The following is an 18758-nucleotide window of genomic DNA, read 5'->3' on the forward strand; positions in this document are numbered from 1 at the left end:
CGATCAGGCCTCGATGCGGCGCTCGGCGAGTGCGGCGACAATGGCGTCGCAAAATGCCGGCAGATCGTCGGGACAGCGGCTGGTGATGATATTGCCGTCGACGACGACCGCCTCGTCGACGAAATCGGCGCCCGCATTGACCACGTCGGTCCGAATCGATTTGTAGCTGGTCAGGCGCTTGCCCCGGGCGAGCCCCGCTTCGATCAACAGCCACGGCGCGTGGCAGATAGCGGCAACCGGCTTGCCTGCTGCGGCGAAGTCGCGGATCAGTGCGACCGCGGCATCATCGACGCGCAGCAGATCCGGGTTGATCTGGCCACCGGGCAGCACGAGCGCGGCATAATCGTCGATCTTGACGTCGCCGATCTTCAGATCGACCTCGATCTCGTCGCCCCAATCGTCGCCGTCCCAGCCGGTAATGTCACCCAGTTGCAGCGACGCTATGTCGACGTCGGCGCCCGCGTCCTGCAGCCGCTCCAGCGGGACTTCGAGTTCGGACTGTTCGAAGCCGTCGGTGGCCATGATCAGGATGCGCTGCGATGCGAGCGGTTCGGTGTTGGCCATGAGATATTCCTTTCCAAGATGAATATCCTGAACGCTGCCGCCGCTGTGCTCGTTGCATCGTGCCGCGCGCGTTGCGGCACAGAAAAAGGGCGGCCCGTCGCCGGACCGCCCTCTCCCCCTTTTTTCGGGTCGTGATCAGAAGTGGAAGGTTACCGAACCGCGATAGCTCTGGTTCGACACATCCTTGCGACCGATCGTCGTGTCGGCGCCGATCGACAGATCGACATTGCCCGTCTTGAACGTGATCCCGCCGCCGACTTCGAACCAGTCCTTGTCGGTTCCGGCGAGGCCGAAGATGGCATTGGGTCCGGGGCCGCCGACGAAAGTGGCACCAAAAGACGCCGGGGCATCCTTGAACTCATGCACATAATCGGCGCTGAGGTGCGGCTGGAAGCTGCTCCCGCGCTTGCCCGACAGCGCAAGACCGGCACGCCCCTGGACGCTGTTGAAGCTCGACCGGTCGAGCCGAAGCGCCGGACCGCCACCATTTTCCTTGATGTCGGAAAAGCCGATGTGGCTCGCCCGCGCCGCAACGCGCGGCCCGAATTCGATCGACCCCAGATCGAAGTTCTTGGCCAGGCTGACCTCGCCGGTGACGATCAGCGACGTATCGTCGCCCGTCAGCGTAAAGGGCGTGCCCACCAGATCGGCGATCCGTGTGGTGCGCGAATCGAACGCGCCGGCGCTGAGCTGCGTCGACAGTTCGATGCCTCCGCCGAGGCCGGTCTTTCCGTACAGCGTTCCCTGATACAGGGTGCCACTGGCCTTTTGCCCGCCAACCGGCGTCGTGCCGTCGATATCGGTGTAGCTGAGCGAGAAGCCGAGTACGCCGTTGTCGCCCAGCGATTTTTCGATACCGCCCGCCAGATAGAAACCGTCGAACCGGTCGCGCCCGCCACCCGGCAGCGCGCTGGCCATCGGACGGCTGTCGCCGTCAAGATAGCCGCCCGCCAGGAAGGCGCTGGTGTCGTCGGGCAGGCGCCCCTGCTGCACCGTGACCGAATCGCTGTCCGACCGGACCTGCATCGACGCTGCGCCGACCGCGGTCATGTTGAGGTGCGCCAGTTGAACCGGTCGCCCGATCATCGCCAGCGTGCCGCCCATGTCGCCGCCGTCAAGCTGGAGCAGGCGATCGCGATAGAAGCGCGACATATTGTCCGCCGCCACCGTCGCGAGCGAGCCGCGCAGCGTTTCGGTGCGCGGCGCCCAGCTATCGAGCGTTGCGCGGATCGTCGCCGCACTCTGCAGGTCGAGCGGGCCATAGACGCCGGCCAGCGCCGCATTGCCGCGCGACTGGTCGAGCAGCTGGGCATAGGCGCCTTGGACCGCGGTTGGATCGACGACATTGCGGTAGAGGCCCGCCTGGATCTCCACCGACACGCTGTTGGGCCCGTATGTCAGCCGCGGCGTCAGAATCGCGGACAGCGAAGAGGCCGAGCCGAAAGTGCCGGTCACGCCGCCCGCAGCGGTCAGGAAGGTGAAACGGTCGCCCGCGGTGATCCGGTAGCCCGAGACCGGCGAGAACGACACTGCCCCGCCCAGCGTCGCGTTACCTGTCGAACTGCCGTTGGCAACCACCGCCAGCACGTCGGATGCGCCGCTCGGGCCGAGGTCGATGAACAGATTGCTGCCCGACGAGAGGACCAGATTGCCCGCGATCGTCAGCGTACCGGTCGTCGTCATCGTGCCGGGCGCGATGCTGCCCAGCACGCTGGTGAGAAACGGCGTGCGCACCGTGCCCGCACCGGTGAGCAGACCGGAGAGCAGGAGATAGTCGCCGGCGGTCTGGATCGTACCGTTGGTGTTAACGGTGCCGGTTAGCTGGCGAACCTCGATCAGGCTGTTGAGTGACGCGCCGCTTGCGACGTTCAGCTGCGATGTGGCGCCGGCAACAGTGAACCGGTCGACGGTGACCGACGAGTTCAAGGTGATGGCGCCCGTGTTGCGCAGCGTAACGTCGTAGTAGCGCCCCATCTCGCCGGTGGTGCGGACACCATCGACATTGTTCGGGACGAAGCCGGTCGCACCGGGCAGGCCATTGGCGATCGTCGGGGCAGGCCGCAGCGTGTCTGAATAGCCGGGGTCAGCCATCGCCGTTTCGGTCGGCGCCATGCCTTCGCCGGTGGCGAGGTCGATCACCAGCGGGCTGCTCGAATCGGTCGCGGTGTTGGGGACGCCGTTGCGAACCGCACCGGTCGCGATGTCGACGCACTCGTTGCTCGCCGGATTGGGCGAGGTACTGGGCGACTGGAAACACATTTCGCCGAATTGCGGACCATTGCCTGAATTGGTGCCGCCGAGGTTGGTCGGCAACCCGTTGACGAGCTGGCCGCCCGCAATGATATGATAGGCCGGATCCAGTTCGGTGATCCACGCCGTGCCATCTTCCCAGTTGCGATTGCCGGCCACTGCGGTGACGTAGCGATAGGGATTGTTGGCGACGATCCAGTCCCAATAGAGGAACAGCGGCTGGTAAAACGCCTGGGTGCCATAGCTGCCCTGTGGCTGGCCGGCGAAGAAGGTCGAGCCACCCGACAGCACCCCAATCACGACCGGTTTGGAAAATGTCTGGTCGAGGATCAGGGGACCACCCGAGTCGCCGGGGCCCGTGGTGCCTTCCCGCGGCAGGGCATTGTCACGGAATCCGTTGAAATCGCGGGCGTTGGCGGTCGCCGTTCCGCGCGCGGGATCGTCGAAATCGATGAAATAAAGCTGCTGCGGGCGCGACGGCGAGCCGGGCGTGCCGAACAGGAAGGTGTTACGGGTATTGAGCGAGACAAGCGCGCCCAGCATATTCTCGGCCACGCGGCGGCGGAAATCGCTGCCCGCGACGCCCGTCGACCCCACGCCATTGTTGCCATAACCGGCGATCGTCACATGGTAGCCGGTGCCGGTCGCCGGATTGATGCTGGTCGGCGTCGCCAGCGGCGAGAAGAGCAAGGCCCAGGTCGGGACATTGCCCGCCGGCGTGTCGAGCACTGCGGTCGCCACGTCCGCCTCGAGGAAACAGGATGTTGCCGATGTACACGACGCGGCCGCCCGCGACGCCGGATTCCAGAACACCTGATTGATGTTGTAAAGCGACTGCGCCTGGTTGCTCTGGAACCGGCCGGCACCACCGGCCGCCCCCAGCAACCAGCGCACCAGCTCGTCGGTCTCGCCCGGCGCGTTGGCGCGGGTGTTGGTTTCAAAGGCTACGGCGATGCCGACCCCGCCCGAACCCGCACCATAAGCCGTCGCCGCGCGCGTGTTGACACAGTGCGCGGCGAACAGGATCGTGCGCGGGTTGATCAACGTCCCGGTGCAAAGGCCTACCGACCCGCCGCCGGCATCGGTGACGACCTGGCCGATCCCGGTCACATTGGTGGGATCGCGTACGTCGGTCGGAGTGAAATTGTTGTTGATGACGATCTGCGGCGTATCGGTCGCGTCGCCCGGATCGATGAAACCCTCTCCCGTACCGGGCACGAAGCCGGCATTGTGCGCCATCTCGACCGCCCCGGTCGGCCGCGCGTCGTCATCCGGACCATAGAGGCCGGCATCTTGCGCCAGTGCCGGAACGGCCTGCGCCAGCCCGAAGAGACACACGGATGCAAGCAGTCCTCCGCGGCGCAAGCGCCGCGAATCCATCACAAAATTCATAACTACCCCCGTAGTATGTTGGGTGCGCCGCATCCGGGTCGGGGACTTGGCGCGTGGGGGTAGCTTAGCCAGTCGGCGGATTAAGACAATGGCCTATTTACCGTTGCTTAACTCTGTTCGTCGCGCCGGCACCGGAACGAGAAAGGGCGGCCCGTTGCCGGACCGCCCTTCCTTTTCCACCCGTCGGCGGAAAAAACTTAGCGCTTCGAGAACTGGAAGCTGCGGCGGGCTTTCGCCTTGCCGTACTTCTTGCGCTCGACCGCGCGGCTATCGCGGGTCAGGAAGCCGGCCGACTTCACCACGCCGCGCAACGCGGGTTCGAAACGGGTCAGCGCCTGCGCGATGCCGTGCAGCACGGCGCCCGCCTGGCCCGACAGGCCGCCGCCCTTGACGGTGGCAACAATGTCGTAGCTGCCGACGCGATCGGTCAGGCCGAACGGCTGGTTGATGACGAGGCGCAGCGTCGGGCGCGCGAAATAGACTTCCTGGTCGCGGCCGTTGATGGTGATCTTGCCCGTGCCGGGCTTGAGCCACACGCGGGCGACGGCGTCCTTGCGGCGGCCGGTTGCATAGGCGCGGCCCTGCTTGTCGACGATCTTTTCACGCAGCGGCGTGGTCGGCGCTGCAGGAGCGACGGTGCCTTCGACGGCGCCGCCGAGATCCTTGAGATCGGTCATGGTCTGTTCGTCAGCCATTATGCACCCACCTTGTTCTTGCGGTTCATCGACGCGACGTCGATCACTTCGGGGTTCTGCCCTTCATGCGGATGTTCGCTGCCGGCGAAGATACGCAGGTTGCGCATCTGCTGGCGGCCGAGCGGACCGCGCGGGATCATGCGTTCGACGGCCTTTTCGAGCACGCGCTCGGGGAAACGGCCTTCGAGGATTTTCGCCGGGCTGGTTTCCTTGATGCCGCCGGCATAGCCGGTGTGCTTGTAATAGCGCTTGTCGGCCATCTTCTTGCCGGTGAACGCCACCTTTTCGGCGTTGATGACGATGACATTGTCACCGCAATCGACGTGCGGGGTGAACGACGGCTTGTGCTTGCCGCGCAGGATGTTGGCGATGATCGTCGCGACGCGGCCCACAACCAGGCCTTCGGCGTCGATCAGCACCCATTTCTTTTCGACCGTGGCGGCGTTCGCCGAAACGGTCGTCTTGGTCAGCGCCTTCATGGCACGCTCCTTGACAGATATGGACCGGAGCAACAGCGCCCCGAAACAGTTGCGCCGCGTGTCCCTGGCGGACGCAGCGGCGCTTCGGAGCGGGCCAATGACGATTTGAAGCGCGAAAGTCAAGCGTATCGCGGCTTTGCTGACGGGTATTATGATACCTTGCCGATTTCCGGCGCCGGTTCGAGCACCCGCAAACGCTCTTCGGCCAGCATCGGTTCGCCGCCGGTCGTGGGCGTAACCCAGCTCTGCCGGCGCTCGCGCATGACCAGGCCCGTGGCCGTGTCGATCGTCCAGCGCTGGTCGATGCGGAGCGGGACGGAACCCGCGCGGCCGTCCCGTTCGACCCGGACCATGGTGCGCAGCGGTCCGTTCGCTGCCGCGTCCTCCGTCACGGCCTGGCCGATGATCGCGTTTGCCGGAACGAGCAGCGCGCGGACGTCGGCGGTTGCCAGCCGGTCGCGTTCAGCGTCCGGCAGCGCGGCGATCAAGGCGGCGAGGCGCCGCGCCTCTTCGCGGTTGCCGTTCGCCCCGACCGCCTCGACCCGTGCCGTTACGCGCACCCACACCCCTTCGGGATCGACAAGGTCAATACGGCTGCCGTCGACCGGCACCAGATAGGTAAGCCGTTCGCCGATCAGCGGTTGCAGCATCAGGGTCAGCGCGCGGGCGACCGCGGGCGGGGCGTCGGATTCGATCCGGTCGAGCACTGCCTCCAGCTGGTAGCCGCGCCCGAGCCGCTGCCATTGCAGCGTGTAGGCCAGGGTAAATATGACGGGAGACCCGTCACGACCGATTCGGCGGGTGGTAACCCGGTAGGTCATCGTGCGGCCGAGCGGCGGCGCGAATTTCACCGTTGCCACTGCCGTTGTCGGGGCATCGGCAAGCGGTTGCATGGACGGCGCAAAGAGCAGCAGCGCGGCGGCCACCGTAACCGGCAGGGTCATGCGGCGCGGCGTCCCAACCGGTGCAGCGCAGCGGCGACGATCGCGACGAGGATCGCGCCGACGACCTGATGCGCCACCGCAACCCACATCGACACGCCGGACAGCACCGTCCAGATGCCGAGCGCCATCTGGACAGCGACGACGGCGACCAGCAACCCGGCCTCGGTCCGTCCGCCGCGCCGCGCGACGCTGCGCGCGAGCAGCAACAACGCCAGCGCGGCCATCCACGACCACCAGCGGTGCAGAAAATGGATCAGGAACGGATCATGGGTCAATGCGAACCAGGCGCCGCCGTTCCAGTCGATCCCCTGCGGCACGAAATGATCGTTCATCAACGGCCAGCTGCTGGAGACATATCCCGCGTTGAGGCCGGCGACCCAGGCGCCGAGCAGCAACTGGACGAACAGGATCGCGATCACGGCAACGCCGCCACCGGTCAGCCGCGCCGGACGGGCAGTGGTGCCACGCGCCAGCCCGTCAAGATCGCGCGCGGTCCAGACCAGCCCTGCGAGCAGGAACAGCGCGGTCAGGAGATGCGCGGCGAGCCGGAAATGGCTGACGTCGGTACGATATTCGAGCCCCGAGGCGACCATCCACCAGCCGATCGCCCCTTGCAGTCCGACGAGCGACGTGATCGCCAGCAGGCGGCCGCCATAGCCCGCGGGGATCGCCCGGCGCCACGCATACCAGGCGAGCGGCACCACCATCGCCAAACCGACGACGCGGCCGAGGATGCGGTGCAGCCATTCCCAGAAGAAGATCGCCTTGAACCCGTCCAGCGACATGCCGCGGTTGATCTCCTTATATTCGGGGATCTGCTTGTATTTCTCGAACTCCTCGACCCAGTCGGCTTCGTTCAGCGGCGGCAGGACGCCCGAGACGGGCCGCCATTCGGTGATCGACAGCCCCGATTCGGTCAGCCGCGTGATCCCGCCGACCCCGACGACGACCACGACCAGCAACGCGACCGCCCACAGCCAGCGCGCGAGCGCGGCGGGGCGGGGTTGGCGGGCGGCAGGCGAGGACTGGGAGGCGGCGTTCGTCATCGCCCCGCCCTATCGGCGCTTGCCGGCCGATAGGCAAGAGGTCGGCAGCGGCGTCGGCGGGGAAATTCATGGCCGCGACAGCCGCGGGTTGTTAAGCGGCGGGCATGCTATCGCTCGCCCGCACCATCCTTGCCGCTTGCACCCTGTCGGCCGCCGCGCCAGCGAGCGCTGCCGCGGCGGCGCCCCAACCCTCCCTCTATGCGACGCTCGCTGCGCAGGAGGCGCGGGTCGCCGCGATCGGTTTCCGCCTGACCACCGAAAATGCCGGGTGGTGCGCGAAACAACAGCCGCAGTTCGGATGGGTGTGGGGCGACCCGCGGCTCTATGCGCCGGAGCGACGCGGCGAGGCGTTGGCGGCTTATGGCGCAAGCGTCGGAGATGCACCCTTCGTTGCCGCAGTGGCGCCGTCGTCGCCGGCCGCGGTTGCCGGGCTGGTGGTCGGGCAAGTGATCACAGCGCTGGACAGCAAGCCGGTTCCGTACGGCGCGGACGATCATCCCTTTGCCCGGATCACCGCGATCGAAACCGGGCTCGCCGCGCGGTCGCCGACGGCGCCGTTGTCGGTCGCATCCGGCGCGGGCGAACCGCTGACCGTCGTGCCGATGACGGGCTGCGTCAGCGATTTTCGGGTCGAGGCGGGTAACCGCGAAGGCGCGGTTGCCGACGGGCGGATGGTGCTGGTGCATCAGGGGTTGATTGCATTCGCGCCGGGCGACGACGAACTGGCCGCGGCGATCGCACACGAACTCGCGCACAACATCCTGCGCCACCGCGAACGGCTCGACGCCGCGGGGGTCGACCGCGGGCCGGGCAAACAGTTCGGCCGCAGCGCGCGGCTGTTCAAGCAGACCGAGATCGAGGCCGACCGGCTGTCGGTCTGGCTGCTCGCCGGGGCCGGCTATGATCCCGACGCCGCGGCGCGATTCTGGACGCGCTTCGGACAGCGCAAGGGGCGCCCGCTGTTCCCGCCCGGCACCCACCCCGGCTGGCGCGAGCGCGTCGCGACGCTGCAGGCCGAAGCGGCAGTGATTGCCGCCGCGCGGGCCAGCGGCGAAACGCTGCGCCCGCCGCTGGTCGATGCGCTGCCGCCCTTGGAATGAAGCGCCGCGACCCCTATCTGCACCGCAACGCTCACTCCGATCAAGGATCGACCCGATGACCCACGAAACCGCCATTTTCGCCGGAGGCTGCTTTTGGTGTACCGAAGCGGTGTTCAAATCGCTGGCCGGGGTCGAAGCGGTCGAAAGCGGCTATATCGGCGGCCATGTCGCCAATCCCACCTACAAGCAGGTGTGCAGCGGCGACACCGGCCATGCCGAGGCGATCCGCATCACCTTTGACCCGGCGGTGATCAGCCTGGACGACCTGCTTGACGTCCATTTCGCGACGCACGATCCGACGACGCTGAACCGCCAGGGCAACGACGTCGGCACCCAGTACCGCAGCGCGCTGTTCCCGCTGGATGCCGCGCAGGAAACGGCCGCGCGCGCGGCGATCGACCGCGCCGCCGCCGATTGGGCCGATCCGATCGTCACGACGATCGAAACCGCGGAGCAATGGTATCCGGCCGAGGATTATCATCAGGATTATTGGGACGGCGAAGGTCAGCGCAATCCCTATTGCATGGCGGTCATCCCGCCGAAGCTCGCCAAGTTGCGCAAGGGCTTCGCCGACCGGCTGCGCGAGGACTGAACCGCCCCGGCGGTGCCGGGCAACTGTTGCCCGATGGCCGCATGACGTCACTTTTCATTGACTTTCCAGTCCTTTTGACTAGCGGACGCCCCCGCGCTGGGGCAGAATGGGTCGAAGCGCAGTTGGGGGTCGCTGCAAGGTGCTGGTATCGCTGTTCCTGATCGGCGCGTCGATGACGACGCCCCAGATGTCGGTGCAGACCGCAAGCCAGACGATTGTCGAAAACAGCGAGGACGGCATGGCGCGTGCCGTCAACCGGATGGCCGGCGGCATCATCAGCTATGCGCGCTGGCCGAACCGGACCGCGGATAGTCCGCGGGTGATGTGTGTCGTCGGAACGCCGCGGCTGACCAATCGCCTGGCGCCCGACGTACCCGGCGCGGGATCGGTGCTGGTGCGGCGATTGAGTGCGGCGGCGGTTGTCAGCCGCAACGATTGCGACATCCTGTTTCTGGGCCGCATGACGGTCGCCGACCGCCGCCAGCTGATCGCCTGGGTTCGCGGGCGTCCGGTCCTGACGATGACCGACGACGATGCGCCGTGCATTTATGGCGCGATGTTCTGCCTGATGGAGCGCGGCGCGAGCCTGAGCTTTTCCGTCAACCTCGACGCCATCGCGCGCGGGCCGCTGCGGATCGACCCGCGGGTGCTGAGCATCGCGCGCAACGAAGGAGGGACGCCATGACCGGCCAGTCCCCCGAACGGATCGGAACACGCACCACGCTGCAGAAACTGCTGTCGCGCTTCCACTTCGGCATCACGCTGTTCGCCGTCGCGCTGTCGGGACTGACCATCCTGCTTGCCGGGGTGACCGCGCTGCGCGGCTATGCCGACCGCAATATCGAACTCGCCGCACAACTGGGCGCCTATGGCGTCGAGCCCGCGCTGGTGTTCAACGACCCGCAGGCCGCGCGCGAAGGAATTGAACCGCTCACGCGTATTCCCGGCATCGCGCGCCTGCGCGTGCTCGACGATCGCGGCGAACCGCTCGTCCAATGGGCGTCGCCGACCGCCGATCCGGCGCCGCAACTCAGTCGCTTCTTCTTTCCCCACCCCTTTTCGGTGAAGGTGCAGCGGAACGGATCGACGATCGGCGCGGTCGAGGTGTGGGGCGACAGTTCGACGCTGGTCGATTATGTCCGGCTGGGCCTGCTCGCCGGGCTCGGCTGCCTGCTCGTTACCGCATTGGGGACGATCCTTCTGGCACGGCGGTTCGAATATGAACTCGTCAAACCGCTGAACGAGATTGCCACGGTTGCGCATGATGTCCGGCTGCACCGCCGGTTCGACAAGCGCGTCAAACCGCTGGGTATCGCCGAGCTCGACCGGCTGGGCGGCGACATCAACGCGCTGCTCGACGAATTGCAAGGCTGGCAGGGAACGATGGAGAGCGAGCGGGCGATGCTGGCGCACCGCGCGTCGCACGATGCGCTGACCGCGCTGCCCAACCGCGCATCGTTCGACCAGAAACTGGCGCAGCGCATCGCCGCGGCGGCGACGCACGACGACCGGTTTGCGCTGATGTTCATCGACGCCGACAATTTCAAGGCGGCGAACGACAATTTCGGCCATGCCGCGGGCGACGCGGTGCTGGTTGCGATGTCGCAGTGCATCAAAGATTCGCTGCGCCCCGAGGATTTCGCGGCGCGGATCGGCGGCGACGAATTCATCGTCATCGTCGATCGCGTCAACGCCGAGACCATCCGCGAGGATCTGGCGAAGAGCATCCGCAATTGCGTCGCCCAGCCCGTGGCGCTGCCCGGCGGCGAAACCTATCGCGCGTCGGTCAGCGTCGGGGTCGCGCTCTATCCCGACGACGGTGCCGATGCGACCGCGCTGCTGACCGCCGCCGACGCCGCCATGTACGCCGACAAGCTGAGCAATCGTTCCCGGAAGTAACCAACGGAGAGACGCCGTGACCAATATTATCCCCCAAAAGATCAGCTCCCTGTTCCTGATCGCTTTCGCCGCGCTGTTGACGGCGTGCCAGACGGTGCCGCCGCAGACCGGTTTCACGCCCGAACAGGTCGCGGTGCTCAAGGCCGAAGGCTTTATCGACCAGGGTTTCGACTGGTCGCTGAACATGCCCGAGCGCCTGTTGTTCCAGACCAATGAAAGTGCGATTTCGGCCGAGCAGCAAGCGCAGATCGCTCGAATCGCGGCGCGGCTGGTCCGCGTCGGGATTACCAACGCCCGGGTCGAGGGGCACACCGATTCGGTCGGCGCGGCGGATTATAATCTGAAGCTGTCGAAAGCGCGCGCCGACGCGGTCGCGGCGCCGATGCAGGCGGCCGGAATGCCGCTGTCGCCTGACCGGATTGTCGGTCGCGGCGAGGATTTTCCGATGTCGAGCAACGATACCGAGGAAGGCCGGCAGGACAACCGCCGTGTCGTGGTGATCGTGTCGCCGGAATAGGCGACCGGCAGCCAATGTCCAAACCTGCCCTTTTCCTTGTCATGTTTGGCCGCTAAGCCGCTGCCCATGAAACCGATCCGCAAAGCCGTTTTTCCCGTCGCCGGTCTCGGCACGCGCTTTTTGCCCGCGACCAAGGCGATTCCCAAGGAGATGCTGCCGATCGTCGACCGCCCGCTGATCCAGTACGCCGTCGACGAGGCCCGCGAGGCCGGGATCGAGCAGATGATCTTTGTCACCGGGCGCGGCAAGAGCGCGATCGAGGATCATTTCGACATCGCGTTCGAGCTGGAAAAGACGATGTCCGAGCGCGGCAAGGACCTGTCGGTGCTGGCGCCGACGCGGCTTGGCCCCGGCAATTGCGCCTATGTCCGCCAGCAGGAGCCGATGGGGCTGGGCCACGCAATCTGGTGTGCGCGCGATATCGTCGGCGACGAACCCTTTGCCATCTTCCTGCCCGACGAGTTCATGCACGGATCGCCCGGCTGCATGAAGCAGATGGTCGACGCGTATCACAAGGTTGGCGGCAACCTGATCTCGGTGCTCGAAGTGCCGCGCGAGCAGGTGTCGAGCTATGGCGTGATCGCGCCGGGCGGGCGCGACGGGGCGCTGACCGAGGTCAAGGGGCTGGTCGAAAAGCCCGCGGTCGCCGACGCGCCGTCGAACCTGATCATTTCGGGCCGCTACATCCTGCAACCCGAAGTGATGCGGGTGCTGGAAGGACAGGAAAAGGGCGCGGGCGGCGAGATCCAGCTGACCGACGCGATGGCGACGATGATCGGCAACCAGCCGTTCCATGCGGTGACGTTCGACGGTGCGCGGTACGACTGCGGATCGAAGGCCGGGTATATCCAGGCCAATCTGGCGGTCGCGCTCGAACGTCCCGACATGGCCGACGAAGTGCGCGCCTTTGCGATCGATCTGCTGAAATAACGAGCCGCCGTTCAAGTAAGACTGCCGCTGGTTAAAGCAGGATCAGATTGGTGTGCCAGTTTCGTCATTGCGAGCGAAGCGAAGCAATCCAGAGCGGTTTACGCCACCCTGGATTGCCGCGTCGCTTCGCTCCTCGCAATGACGGTTCGAAAGGATACGATCTGACCTTGATGGTCGACGGGTTCCTTACTCGCCCTCGATATTCGGTTTCGGGAAGCTGTCGGCGCCCAGCGTCTTGTAGAGCAGGCCGCCCACCGCGCCGCCGATCAGCGGGGCGAGCCAGAACAGCCACAATTGCTGGATCGCGAGCCCGCCGACGACCAGCGCCGGACCGGTGCTGCGCGCCGGATTGACCGAGGTGTTGGTGACCGGGATCGAGATCAGGTGGATGAGCACCAGCGCGAGGCCGATCGCCAGCGGCGCGAATCCTGCCGGTGCGCGGCCGTCGGTCGACCCCATGATGATCCACAGGAAGAAGGCGGTCAGCACGATTTCGATGATGAACCCCGACCAGATATCGTAGCCGCCCGGCGATCCCGCGGCATAGCCGTTCGCTGCGAGCCCGTTGGTCGCGAGGTCATAGGCGGGATTGCCGCTGGCGATGTAGAAGAGCAGGAATGCCGCGACGATTGCGCCGAGCACCTGCGCGATGACGTAGAGCGGGATGTCGCGCGCGTCGAAGCGCCCGCCCGCCCACAGGCCGACGGTGACCGCGGGGTTGAGATGGCAACCCGAAATATGGCCGATCGCATAGGCCATGGTGACGACCGTCAAACCGAACGCGAGCGAGACGCCGAGCAGGCCGATGCCGACGTCGGGGAATGCCGCCGCCAGCACCGCGCTGCCGCACCCGCCGAAGACAAGCCAGAATGTGCCGATAAATTCGGCCAGACCCTTTTGCATATTCGTCATGTGACCCTCCTCCCCACCGGCGGCCATCGACGCCTCCGGCGCCGCACCATCCTATCAGCGCAGGGCGAAGGGGCAACCCCTTGTCGGGACGCCCGTTTTCAGGCCACCGCGACCGCCTGGACGAAGCTGGCGGCGCGCGCGTGGAGCGACTGGGCGGCGGCGGTCAGCCGCGCCGACAACTGGCCGAGCGCCTGTGCCTCGTCGCCGACCGCGGTGGCACCGCGCCCGATCTCGCGCACCCTGAGGTCGATCTCGCGCCCCGCCGCCACCGCCTGTTCGACATAGCTTGCGATCATCAGCGTCGTCGTGCCTTGGCCATCAACCGCGCGGTCGATCGCATCGGAAAAACCGTTGTTCGCATCGATCGCCTGCTCGACCTCGTCAAAGCCCGCGGCAACCTGTTCGACAATCGCGCGGATATGGTCGACATGCCGGGTGATATCGCCCGCGGCGGCGCGCGTCTGGCTGGCGAGCGTCTTGACCTCGGTCGCCACCACGGCAAAGCCGCGCCCCGCATCGCCCGCGCGCGCCGCCTCGATCCCCGCATTGAGCGCGAGCATGTTGGTGCGGCTGGCCATGTCGACGATCAGGGCCAGCATCTGTTCGATAGACTGGCTGGCCGCGCGCAGTGCCGCGGTGCGGGCGCCCGCCTGTTGCACTTTGCCATGCGCCTCGCCGCGGATCCGGCTGGCGCGCGCGCTGTCCTCGACAATCCTGGCCATCGTCGCGGCGAGCGCATGGCCGCGATCGCCCAGTTCATTGAGGCCGCCGAGCGTCTGCGCGGTGGCGCCGGCGACCGACACCGCATCGCGGCCGGTCTGGCGCGCGCGGTCGGTCAGGGTGCCGGCGACCGCCTCGACCTTGGCCGCCATGTCGGACAGCGCGGCGGTGAGCGCGGTGATCTCCTGCTGGAACTGCCGCCCGGCATCGTCGAGGTGCGAGGCGCGGGCAGCGCGTTCCTGCGCCGTTTCGACCTCGCGCAGCATCGCGAGTTTGGCCAGCTGGCCGCTGTCGAGCGTTTCGACGAAGCGGCCATCGCGGACCAGAATGAGGGTCTGCGGCCCCGCGGCGCGGGCGGCAATGCGCAGCAGCACGGTCGTCGGGCTGGATATGTCGGCGACGGGACAGGGTTCGACGAGCGACGCGATCGAACCGCCGATCGTCGGATTCTGCATCAGCGAGAACCAGAAAGGGCAAAACAGCAGTTCGCGCACCCGCCGTTCGGCGATGACGCCGATCGGGCGACTTTCCGCATCAAGCACCGCCAGCGCGCGCAGGTCGGGATGGGCACGGAACAGGTCGATCACGTCGGACATCGGCGCGTCGGCAGCGACAGCGACGGCGTCGCCCGCAGACGGTGTCAGAGCTGATTCCATGGCGGGCGTCGTTTCTTTCCTGGCAAGACGGTCGATGTCGATGCGCTGCCTAAGCGAGGTTGGTAAACACCGCTTTAACCATTTGTTTCAATGCTGTGACACAAGGCCGCAAGGCGGTGCCGGTCTGTCGCAAGCTGCTGTTCAGATCGCGCCCGCTATGCGATGAGGCGCGAGTTGCGAGGAGGAGACCGACGATGCGTGCCCCATTGATTGCGCTTGCCGCCCTGCCCCTGCTCGCCGGGTGCGTCAGCACCGTGAAATCGGTCGCGACCGCGCCGTTCAAGGCGGTCGGACAGGTTGCCGACTGGACCACGACGAGCCAGGACGAGGCCGACCGGAACCGCGGGCGCGAGATGCGCAAGCACGAGGAAAAGCTGGGCAAGCTGGCGCGCGAACGCGACAAGGCGGCGAAGAAATGCCGCGACGGCGACGCCGGCCAATGCAAGCGCGCCGAAGTGCTGGATCACGAGATCGAGGCGATGATGGCGGCGCCGCGATAGGGCTTACCGCACCCGCCGTCCCGTCCACACGACGCGGCCGACGAGCTGCACCGAGCCCATCGGCAGGTCGTCCCAGCTGCGGTAATGCGGATTATCGCTGATCACCGAAATCCGCCCCGGTCCCGGCGCGCGCGCGACGCGTTTGACCATCAGCACATCGTCCATGCGCAGCACATAGATTCCGTCGCGCAGCCGCGAGGCCGCGTCGCCGCCATCGACCAATATGTCGTCGCCATCGTTCAGGGTCGGCGCCATCGAATCGCCTTCGACCCGAATTATGCTGAGCGCGCGCGGATCGGCGCCAAGGTCGCGCAGCCATTTGGGGTCGAACGCCACCTCGCCCTCGACGGGCTCGCCTTCGACGCTGGCACCTGCGCCCGCCGAGGCGCCGATCGCCAGTTTCGGGACCAGGATCATCCCCGGGCCACGCATCCGCGCCGGGGTCGCGACGCGCTGGACCGGGCCGCCGAGCAACGCTTCGGACACGCCGAGATAGGCAGCGATTCGCCCGCGATCCGCTTCGGCAAGGCGGCGCGGCGAGCCGCGCTTGATATATTGCTGGATATAGGCGGGGTTGCGCCCGATCACCTGCGACAGACGCGCATAGTCGATGCCCTTTTCGGTCAGCAGGCGGTCGAGCGTCGTGCGCGGGTCGGCAAAAGCGTCGGTCATGGCGGTGGCGGTCCCATATTTCCTATTTCTTCCTAGCAAACGGATTTTTCCTAGACAAGTAGGAAATCGAAAGGCAGATAGGAATTATCCTATCGGGTGAGTCGCCCGGTAGCAGGCGCGGTCAGGGAGGACAGAATGGAGCAAAGGCTGGTGCAGCGGGTCGAAGCTTTTTTGCGCGAATCGGACATGCCGCCGACGGTGTTCGGACGTGCGGCGATCGGCGATCCGCGGCTGGTTTCCGACCTGCGGGCGGGGCGCGAAACGGGGATCCGTGTCACGTGCCGCGTGGAACATTTCATGAACAAATGGCGGGCGGATTTTCACACCGGGCGCGTCGCGCGCTACGTTCGGCGCCGCCGCCGATCGACCGATGCCGCGCAGATCGATACCGCGCCGAGGGTATCGGCATGATGTTCCGGTCGCCCGCCCGCGCCCCGCGTCCCGGCTGTCCGCACCGCCGCCTGCGCACCCTGGTCGCCCGCGCCTTGCCGGTCGGGCTGGCGTTGGGCGAGTCAAATTTCCGGCCGTGGGCGAGCGCCAATTTCGTCGGCGCGCGGCATATCTTTGCCTGCGCACTGCCCGCAGGCGACGACCGCGCCACCGCAGCCGCGTTGCAATCGACGCTGAACTCGGCCGAATGGCCGCTGGCCGGTCACATCGTTGCCGACGCGGTAGTCGAGCCGGAAAGCGCCGGAAAGGCGCTGCGCATCGAAATCCTGACGGTGGAGGATTGACGCCGTGCGGCGGTCAACCCACCGACTGGCGGGTCATGCGTTGCAGCGTACTCAGCGCCGCTTCGAGGGCAAAATCAACCTCGGCATCGGGCGACGTCATATCGCCCGCGTCCGCAGGCGTGTCGGCGACGTGCCGCCGCCGGGCCAGCCCGGCCTCGAGCCGCGCGACCATCGCGCCGAGCGAATTGTCGGTCGGCGCGGGCGCCGGGGGCGTCGTCATTTCAGCCGGTTGCAGCCAGGGCTCGTCGCCCGCATCCAGCTCGTCATGCGCGAGATCGACGAGCACCAGCTCGTCGGTGTCGGGCGCCTCAAAGGGTTCGGGCGCGTGATCGGGCCGGTGGTCACCGTCGGTCGGGGCAGCGCCGAGCGCGCCCAGACCGCCCGCCGGCAGATCACGACCGGCACGAATCGGCGGGCGCACCGGATCGTCGGGATGCCGGTCGACGCGGCGGCGGCGCGTCCACGATATATCGTCGACCGCATCGCTATCGTCGGCCGCCGGACGGCGAAATGGATTGCGCAGCGACGCCAGTCCGCCGGCGCCGGGGGTGCCGAGCAACAGCACGACAAAGCCGGCGACAATCGCCGCGACGGTCGCAAAGCCGAACGCCAGCAACAGCCGCGCGGCATTGCCGACCGGCGGCACGAAATAATCCGACAGCCGGTCGAGATAGAGGTTCCAGGAAATCGCCGCGACCCACGTCATCGGCATCAGCGCTGCGAACAAAAAGGTCAGCGCGGCGCCGCCGATCACCGCCGGAATCGCGGGCCGCAGCACGCGCAGCCACGGGTTCGGGGCGGTCCGGTCAGAAAAGTCGCTGCTGTCGTCCATATCGTCCAAATCCGTACGACCCGCGCGGGCCATGTGCGGTTGCCGCAAGCGCATGGTCAAGCGCGCCCGTGCAACAACCGCTGGTAAACCGGCTCGTAACGTAAAATGTTTGATGACCAGTTACGATGGGTTTCGACGAAAATCCGCGCAACGCTCCGTCGTTCCGGCCAGATGTCGCGCTGTGCCAATAATTTTGCGAGAGCGGCGGCGATCGCGGCGGGGTCGTCGGGCGCGAACAAAGTGCCGGTGCGGCCATCCTCGATCAGTTCGCGATGGCCACCGACATCCGATGCCGCGACGAGCTTGCCCTGCGCCATCGCTTCGAGCGGTTTCAGGGGGGTGACAAGGTCGGTAAGCCGCATTTTCTTCCGCGGATAGGCCAGGATGTCGATGAGCGAATAATAACGCTCGACCTGGTCGTGAGGCACGCGGCCGACAAAATGGATATGCGCCGCAGCGGGCGAGGCGGCGGCCTGCGCCTTTAGCGCCACCTCCATCGGTCCGCCGCCGACGAGCAGCAGGCGCGCCGCGGGTTGCGCCGCGACGAGCGCGGGCATCGCCGCAATCAGGTCGTCGATGCCCTCATAATCATAGAAACTGCCGATATAGCCGATCATGGCATCGTCGGCGGAGATCCCGAGCGTTTCTGCCAGCGCATCGTCGCGCGGGGGCGGATCGCCGAACAGGTCGAGGTCGACGCCGTTCGGCGAAACGGTGATCTTGTCCGCGGCGATGCCGCGCGCGACCAGATCGCCGCGCAAGCCTTCGCAGATAACCGCGACCGCATCGGCGGATCGCACCGCATGTGTTTCGAGCATCTTGGTGAGGCGATAACGCAGGCTGCCCTCGCGGCCCGTGCCGTTGCCGACCGCCGCATCCTCCCAAAAGGCGCGAATTTCGTAGATGACGGGGATGCCAAGTTTTTTGCCGGCGCGGAGCGCGGCGAGTCCGTCCATCACCGGCGAATGGGCGTGGAGCAGGTCGGGTTGCCATTGCTGCGCCAGCGCTTCGACCCGCTTCGCCAGCGCGCCGATTTCGCGCCATTCGCGGATCGGCGCGCGAGCAGGCGTGATCGGCGCTGTGCGGTAAAAGGTCAGCCCGTCGACCGTCTCGCTATCCGGTCCCGGTTCGGGATGGCGGACCCCGGTGACGCCCGCAACGGCCCATCCCTTTGCCTGCTGCGCCTTCATCAGCGCGCGGGTGCGAAAGGTGTAGCCGCTGTGCGCGGGCAGACTATGATCGAGGACGTGGAGGATGCGGGTCATCGTCGGGGGTCTTTGGCAGAGAAGGCTTAACGCGGCGTCAACCCCGATAGCGTAGCGGG

At 66.7% G+C, this 18758-nt stretch carries 20 protein-coding genes; 9 read left to right on the top strand and 11 right to left on the bottom strand.

Annotated elements, in window-relative coordinates; genetic code table 11:
* Positions 1-3 precede the first annotated feature (3 nt).
* The 6 genes from IR187_RS07175 to IR187_RS07200 all read right to left on the bottom strand — a co-directional run bounded on the left by IR187_RS07175 (position 4) and on the right by IR187_RS07200 (position 7370).
* On the bottom strand, positions 4-564 hold the full coding sequence (locus IR187_RS07175; RefSeq protein ID WP_194953921.1) for a type 1 glutamine amidotransferase domain-containing protein: 561 nt from the start codon (positions 562-564) through the stop codon (positions 4-6).
* A 135-nt stretch (positions 565-699) separates the two neighbouring features.
* Positions 700-4206 (bottom strand): autotransporter domain-containing protein, encoded by a 3507-nt coding sequence (locus IR187_RS07180; RefSeq protein WP_228765611.1) that lies wholly within the window; start codon positions 4204-4206, stop codon positions 700-702.
* A gap of 197 nt (positions 4207-4403) precedes the next feature.
* Positions 4404-4901 carry a 30S ribosomal protein S9 gene (gene rpsI / locus IR187_RS07185; RefSeq protein ID WP_194953922.1) on the bottom strand — a complete coding sequence of 166 codons (498 nt, stop codon included), beginning with the start codon at positions 4899-4901 and terminating at the stop codon, positions 4404-4406.
* A complete protein-coding gene (gene rplM / locus IR187_RS07190; RefSeq protein WP_194953923.1) occupies positions 4901-5380 on the bottom strand; it encodes a 50S ribosomal protein L13 in 480 nt (159 codons plus the stop codon). The genes rpsI and rplM overlap by 1 nt, the downstream gene beginning before the upstream one ends.
* A gap of 149 nt (positions 5381-5529) precedes the next feature.
* Entirely contained in the window at positions 5530-6324 is a 795-nt protein-coding gene (locus IR187_RS07195; RefSeq protein ID WP_194953924.1) for a hypothetical protein, read from the bottom strand.
* Positions 6321-7370: a COX15/CtaA family protein gene (locus IR187_RS07200; protein ID WP_194953925.1), complete on the bottom strand. Its 1050-nt coding sequence runs from the start codon at positions 7368-7370 to the stop codon at positions 6321-6323. Before IR187_RS07200 ends, IR187_RS07195 begins: the two co-directional genes overlap by 4 nt.
* Before the next feature lie 104 nt (positions 7371-7474).
* Between IR187_RS07200 and IR187_RS07205 the strand changes: the two genes are divergently transcribed.
* From IR187_RS07205 to galU, 6 genes are all read left to right on the top strand, one after another.
* On the top strand, positions 7475-8470 hold the full coding sequence (locus IR187_RS07205; protein WP_194953926.1) for a M48 family metallopeptidase: 996 nt from the start codon (positions 7475-7477) through the stop codon (positions 8468-8470).
* 55 nt (positions 8471-8525) lie between these two features.
* Positions 8526-9062 (top strand): peptide-methionine (S)-S-oxide reductase MsrA, encoded by a 537-nt coding sequence (gene msrA / locus IR187_RS07210; protein ID WP_194953927.1) that lies wholly within the window; start codon positions 8526-8528, stop codon positions 9060-9062.
* Positions 9063-9168: 106 nt separating this feature from the next.
* Positions 9169-9747 (top strand): YfiR family protein, encoded by a 579-nt coding sequence (locus IR187_RS07215; protein ID WP_228765612.1) that lies wholly within the window; start codon positions 9169-9171, stop codon positions 9745-9747.
* Positions 9744-10961, top strand: coding sequence for a diguanylate cyclase domain-containing protein (locus IR187_RS07220; RefSeq protein ID WP_194953928.1), 1218 nt, complete (start codon positions 9744-9746; stop codon positions 10959-10961). The genes IR187_RS07215 and IR187_RS07220 overlap by 4 nt, the downstream gene beginning before the upstream one ends.
* Positions 10962-10977: 16 nt before the next feature.
* Entirely contained in the window at positions 10978-11478 is a 501-nt protein-coding gene (locus tag IR187_RS07225) for an OmpA family protein (protein ID WP_194953929.1), read from the top strand.
* Positions 11479-11544: 66 nt separating this feature from the next.
* A complete protein-coding gene (gene galU / locus IR187_RS07230; RefSeq protein WP_194953930.1) occupies positions 11545-12408 on the top strand; it encodes a UTP--glucose-1-phosphate uridylyltransferase GalU in 864 nt (287 codons plus the stop codon).
* Between the two features lie 186 nt (positions 12409-12594).
* On the opposite strand, the gene aqpZ is transcribed toward galU, so the two are convergent.
* Together aqpZ and IR187_RS07240 are read right to left on the bottom strand one after the other, a co-directional pair.
* The gene (gene aqpZ / locus IR187_RS07235) at positions 12595-13320 is read right to left on the bottom strand and encodes an aquaporin Z (protein WP_194953931.1); all 726 of its coding nucleotides are present in this window, start codon (positions 13318-13320) and stop codon (positions 12595-12597) included.
* A gap of 98 nt (positions 13321-13418) precedes the next feature.
* A complete protein-coding gene (locus IR187_RS07240; RefSeq protein ID WP_228765613.1) occupies positions 13419-14696 on the bottom strand; it encodes a methyl-accepting chemotaxis protein in 1278 nt (425 codons plus the stop codon).
* 194 nt (positions 14697-14890) lie between these two features.
* Here IR187_RS07240 and IR187_RS07245 point away from each other — a divergent pair, with 194 nt between their 5' ends.
* Positions 14891-15196, top strand: a complete 306-nt coding sequence (locus IR187_RS07245) for a hypothetical protein (RefSeq protein ID WP_194953932.1) — start codon at positions 14891-14893, stop codon at positions 15194-15196.
* A gap of 3 nt (positions 15197-15199) precedes the next feature.
* Here the strand turns inward: IR187_RS07245 and IR187_RS07250 are convergent, their stop codons facing one another.
* The gene (locus tag IR187_RS07250; RefSeq protein ID WP_194953933.1) at positions 15200-15868 is read right to left on the bottom strand and encodes a S24 family peptidase; all 669 of its coding nucleotides are present in this window, start codon (positions 15866-15868) and stop codon (positions 15200-15202) included.
* Between the two features lie 135 nt (positions 15869-16003).
* On the opposite strand from IR187_RS07250, the gene IR187_RS07255 reads away from it, so the two are divergent.
* Together IR187_RS07255 and IR187_RS07260 are read left to right on the top strand one after the other, a co-directional pair.
* Complete coding sequence (locus tag IR187_RS07255) at positions 16004-16279, top strand: hypothetical protein (RefSeq protein WP_194953964.1); 276 nt, start codon at positions 16004-16006, stop codon at positions 16277-16279.
* A complete protein-coding gene (locus IR187_RS07260) occupies positions 16276-16602 on the top strand; it encodes a hypothetical protein (protein ID WP_228765614.1) in 327 nt (108 codons plus the stop codon). The genes IR187_RS07255 and IR187_RS07260 overlap by 4 nt, the downstream gene beginning before the upstream one ends.
* A gap of 13 nt (positions 16603-16615) precedes the next feature.
* Here IR187_RS07260 and IR187_RS07265 read toward each other — a convergent pair whose 3' ends face one another.
* Together IR187_RS07265 and IR187_RS07270 are read right to left on the bottom strand one after the other, a co-directional pair.
* Positions 16616-17434 (bottom strand): hypothetical protein, encoded by an 819-nt coding sequence (locus tag IR187_RS07265; protein WP_194953934.1) that lies wholly within the window; start codon positions 17432-17434, stop codon positions 16616-16618.
* A gap of 56 nt (positions 17435-17490) precedes the next feature.
* Positions 17491-18699 carry a TIGR04063 family PEP-CTERM/XrtA system glycosyltransferase gene (locus IR187_RS07270; RefSeq protein ID WP_194953935.1) on the bottom strand — a complete coding sequence of 403 codons (1209 nt, stop codon included), beginning with the start codon at positions 18697-18699 and terminating at the stop codon, positions 17491-17493.
* Positions 18700-18758: the final 59 nt, after the last annotated feature.

Source organism: Sphingopyxis solisilvae, assembly GCF_015475875.1.
Classification (GTDB): Bacteria; Pseudomonadota; Alphaproteobacteria; order Sphingomonadales; family Sphingomonadaceae; genus Sphingopyxis; species Sphingopyxis solisilvae.

Excerpts from the sequence above, each read along its gene's own strand:
- IR187_RS07175 (WP_194953921.1), bottom strand. The coding sequence starts at position 564 with ATGGCCAACACCGAACCGCTCGCATCGCAGCGCATCCTGATCATGGCC.
- IR187_RS07180 (WP_228765611.1), bottom strand. The coding sequence starts at position 4,206 with ATGAATTTTGTGATGGATTCGCGGCGCTTGCGCCGCGGAGGACTGCTT.
- rpsI (WP_194953922.1), bottom strand. The coding sequence starts at position 4,901 with ATGGCTGACGAACAGACCATGACCGATCTCAAGGATCTCGGCGGCGCC.
- rplM (WP_194953923.1), bottom strand. The coding sequence starts at position 5,380 with ATGAAGGCGCTGACCAAGACGACCGTTTCGGCGAACGCCGCCACGGTC.
- IR187_RS07195 (WP_194953924.1), bottom strand. The coding sequence starts at position 6,324 with ATGACCCTGCCGGTTACGGTGGCCGCCGCGCTGCTGCTCTTTGCGCCG.
- IR187_RS07200 (WP_194953925.1), bottom strand. The coding sequence starts at position 7,370 with ATGACGAACGCCGCCTCCCAGTCCTCGCCTGCCGCCCGCCAACCCCGC.
- IR187_RS07205 (WP_194953926.1), top strand. The coding sequence starts at position 7,475 with ATGCTATCGCTCGCCCGCACCATCCTTGCCGCTTGCACCCTGTCGGCC.
- msrA (WP_194953927.1), top strand. The coding sequence starts at position 8,526 with ATGACCCACGAAACCGCCATTTTCGCCGGAGGCTGCTTTTGGTGTACC.
- IR187_RS07215 (WP_228765612.1), top strand. The coding sequence starts at position 9,169 with ATGGGTCGAAGCGCAGTTGGGGGTCGCTGCAAGGTGCTGGTATCGCTG.
- IR187_RS07220 (WP_194953928.1), top strand. The coding sequence starts at position 9,744 with ATGACCGGCCAGTCCCCCGAACGGATCGGAACACGCACCACGCTGCAG.
- galU (WP_194953930.1), top strand. The coding sequence starts at position 11,545 with ATGAAACCGATCCGCAAAGCCGTTTTTCCCGTCGCCGGTCTCGGCACG.
- aqpZ (WP_194953931.1), bottom strand. The coding sequence starts at position 13,320 with ATGACGAATATGCAAAAGGGTCTGGCCGAATTTATCGGCACATTCTGG.
- IR187_RS07240 (WP_228765613.1), bottom strand. The coding sequence starts at position 14,696 with ATGGAATCAGCTCTGACACCGTCTGCGGGCGACGCCGTCGCTGTCGCT.
- IR187_RS07245 (WP_194953932.1), top strand. The coding sequence starts at position 14,891 with ATGCGTGCCCCATTGATTGCGCTTGCCGCCCTGCCCCTGCTCGCCGGG.
- IR187_RS07250 (WP_194953933.1), bottom strand. The coding sequence starts at position 15,868 with ATGACCGACGCTTTTGCCGACCCGCGCACGACGCTCGACCGCCTGCTG.
- IR187_RS07255 (WP_194953964.1), top strand. The coding sequence starts at position 16,004 with ATGGAGCAAAGGCTGGTGCAGCGGGTCGAAGCTTTTTTGCGCGAATCG.
- IR187_RS07260 (WP_228765614.1), top strand. The coding sequence starts at position 16,276 with ATGATGTTCCGGTCGCCCGCCCGCGCCCCGCGTCCCGGCTGTCCGCAC.
- IR187_RS07265 (WP_194953934.1), bottom strand. The coding sequence starts at position 17,434 with ATGGACGACAGCAGCGACTTTTCTGACCGGACCGCCCCGAACCCGTGG.
- IR187_RS07270 (WP_194953935.1), bottom strand. The coding sequence starts at position 18,699 with ATGACCCGCATCCTCCACGTCCTCGATCATAGTCTGCCCGCGCACAGC.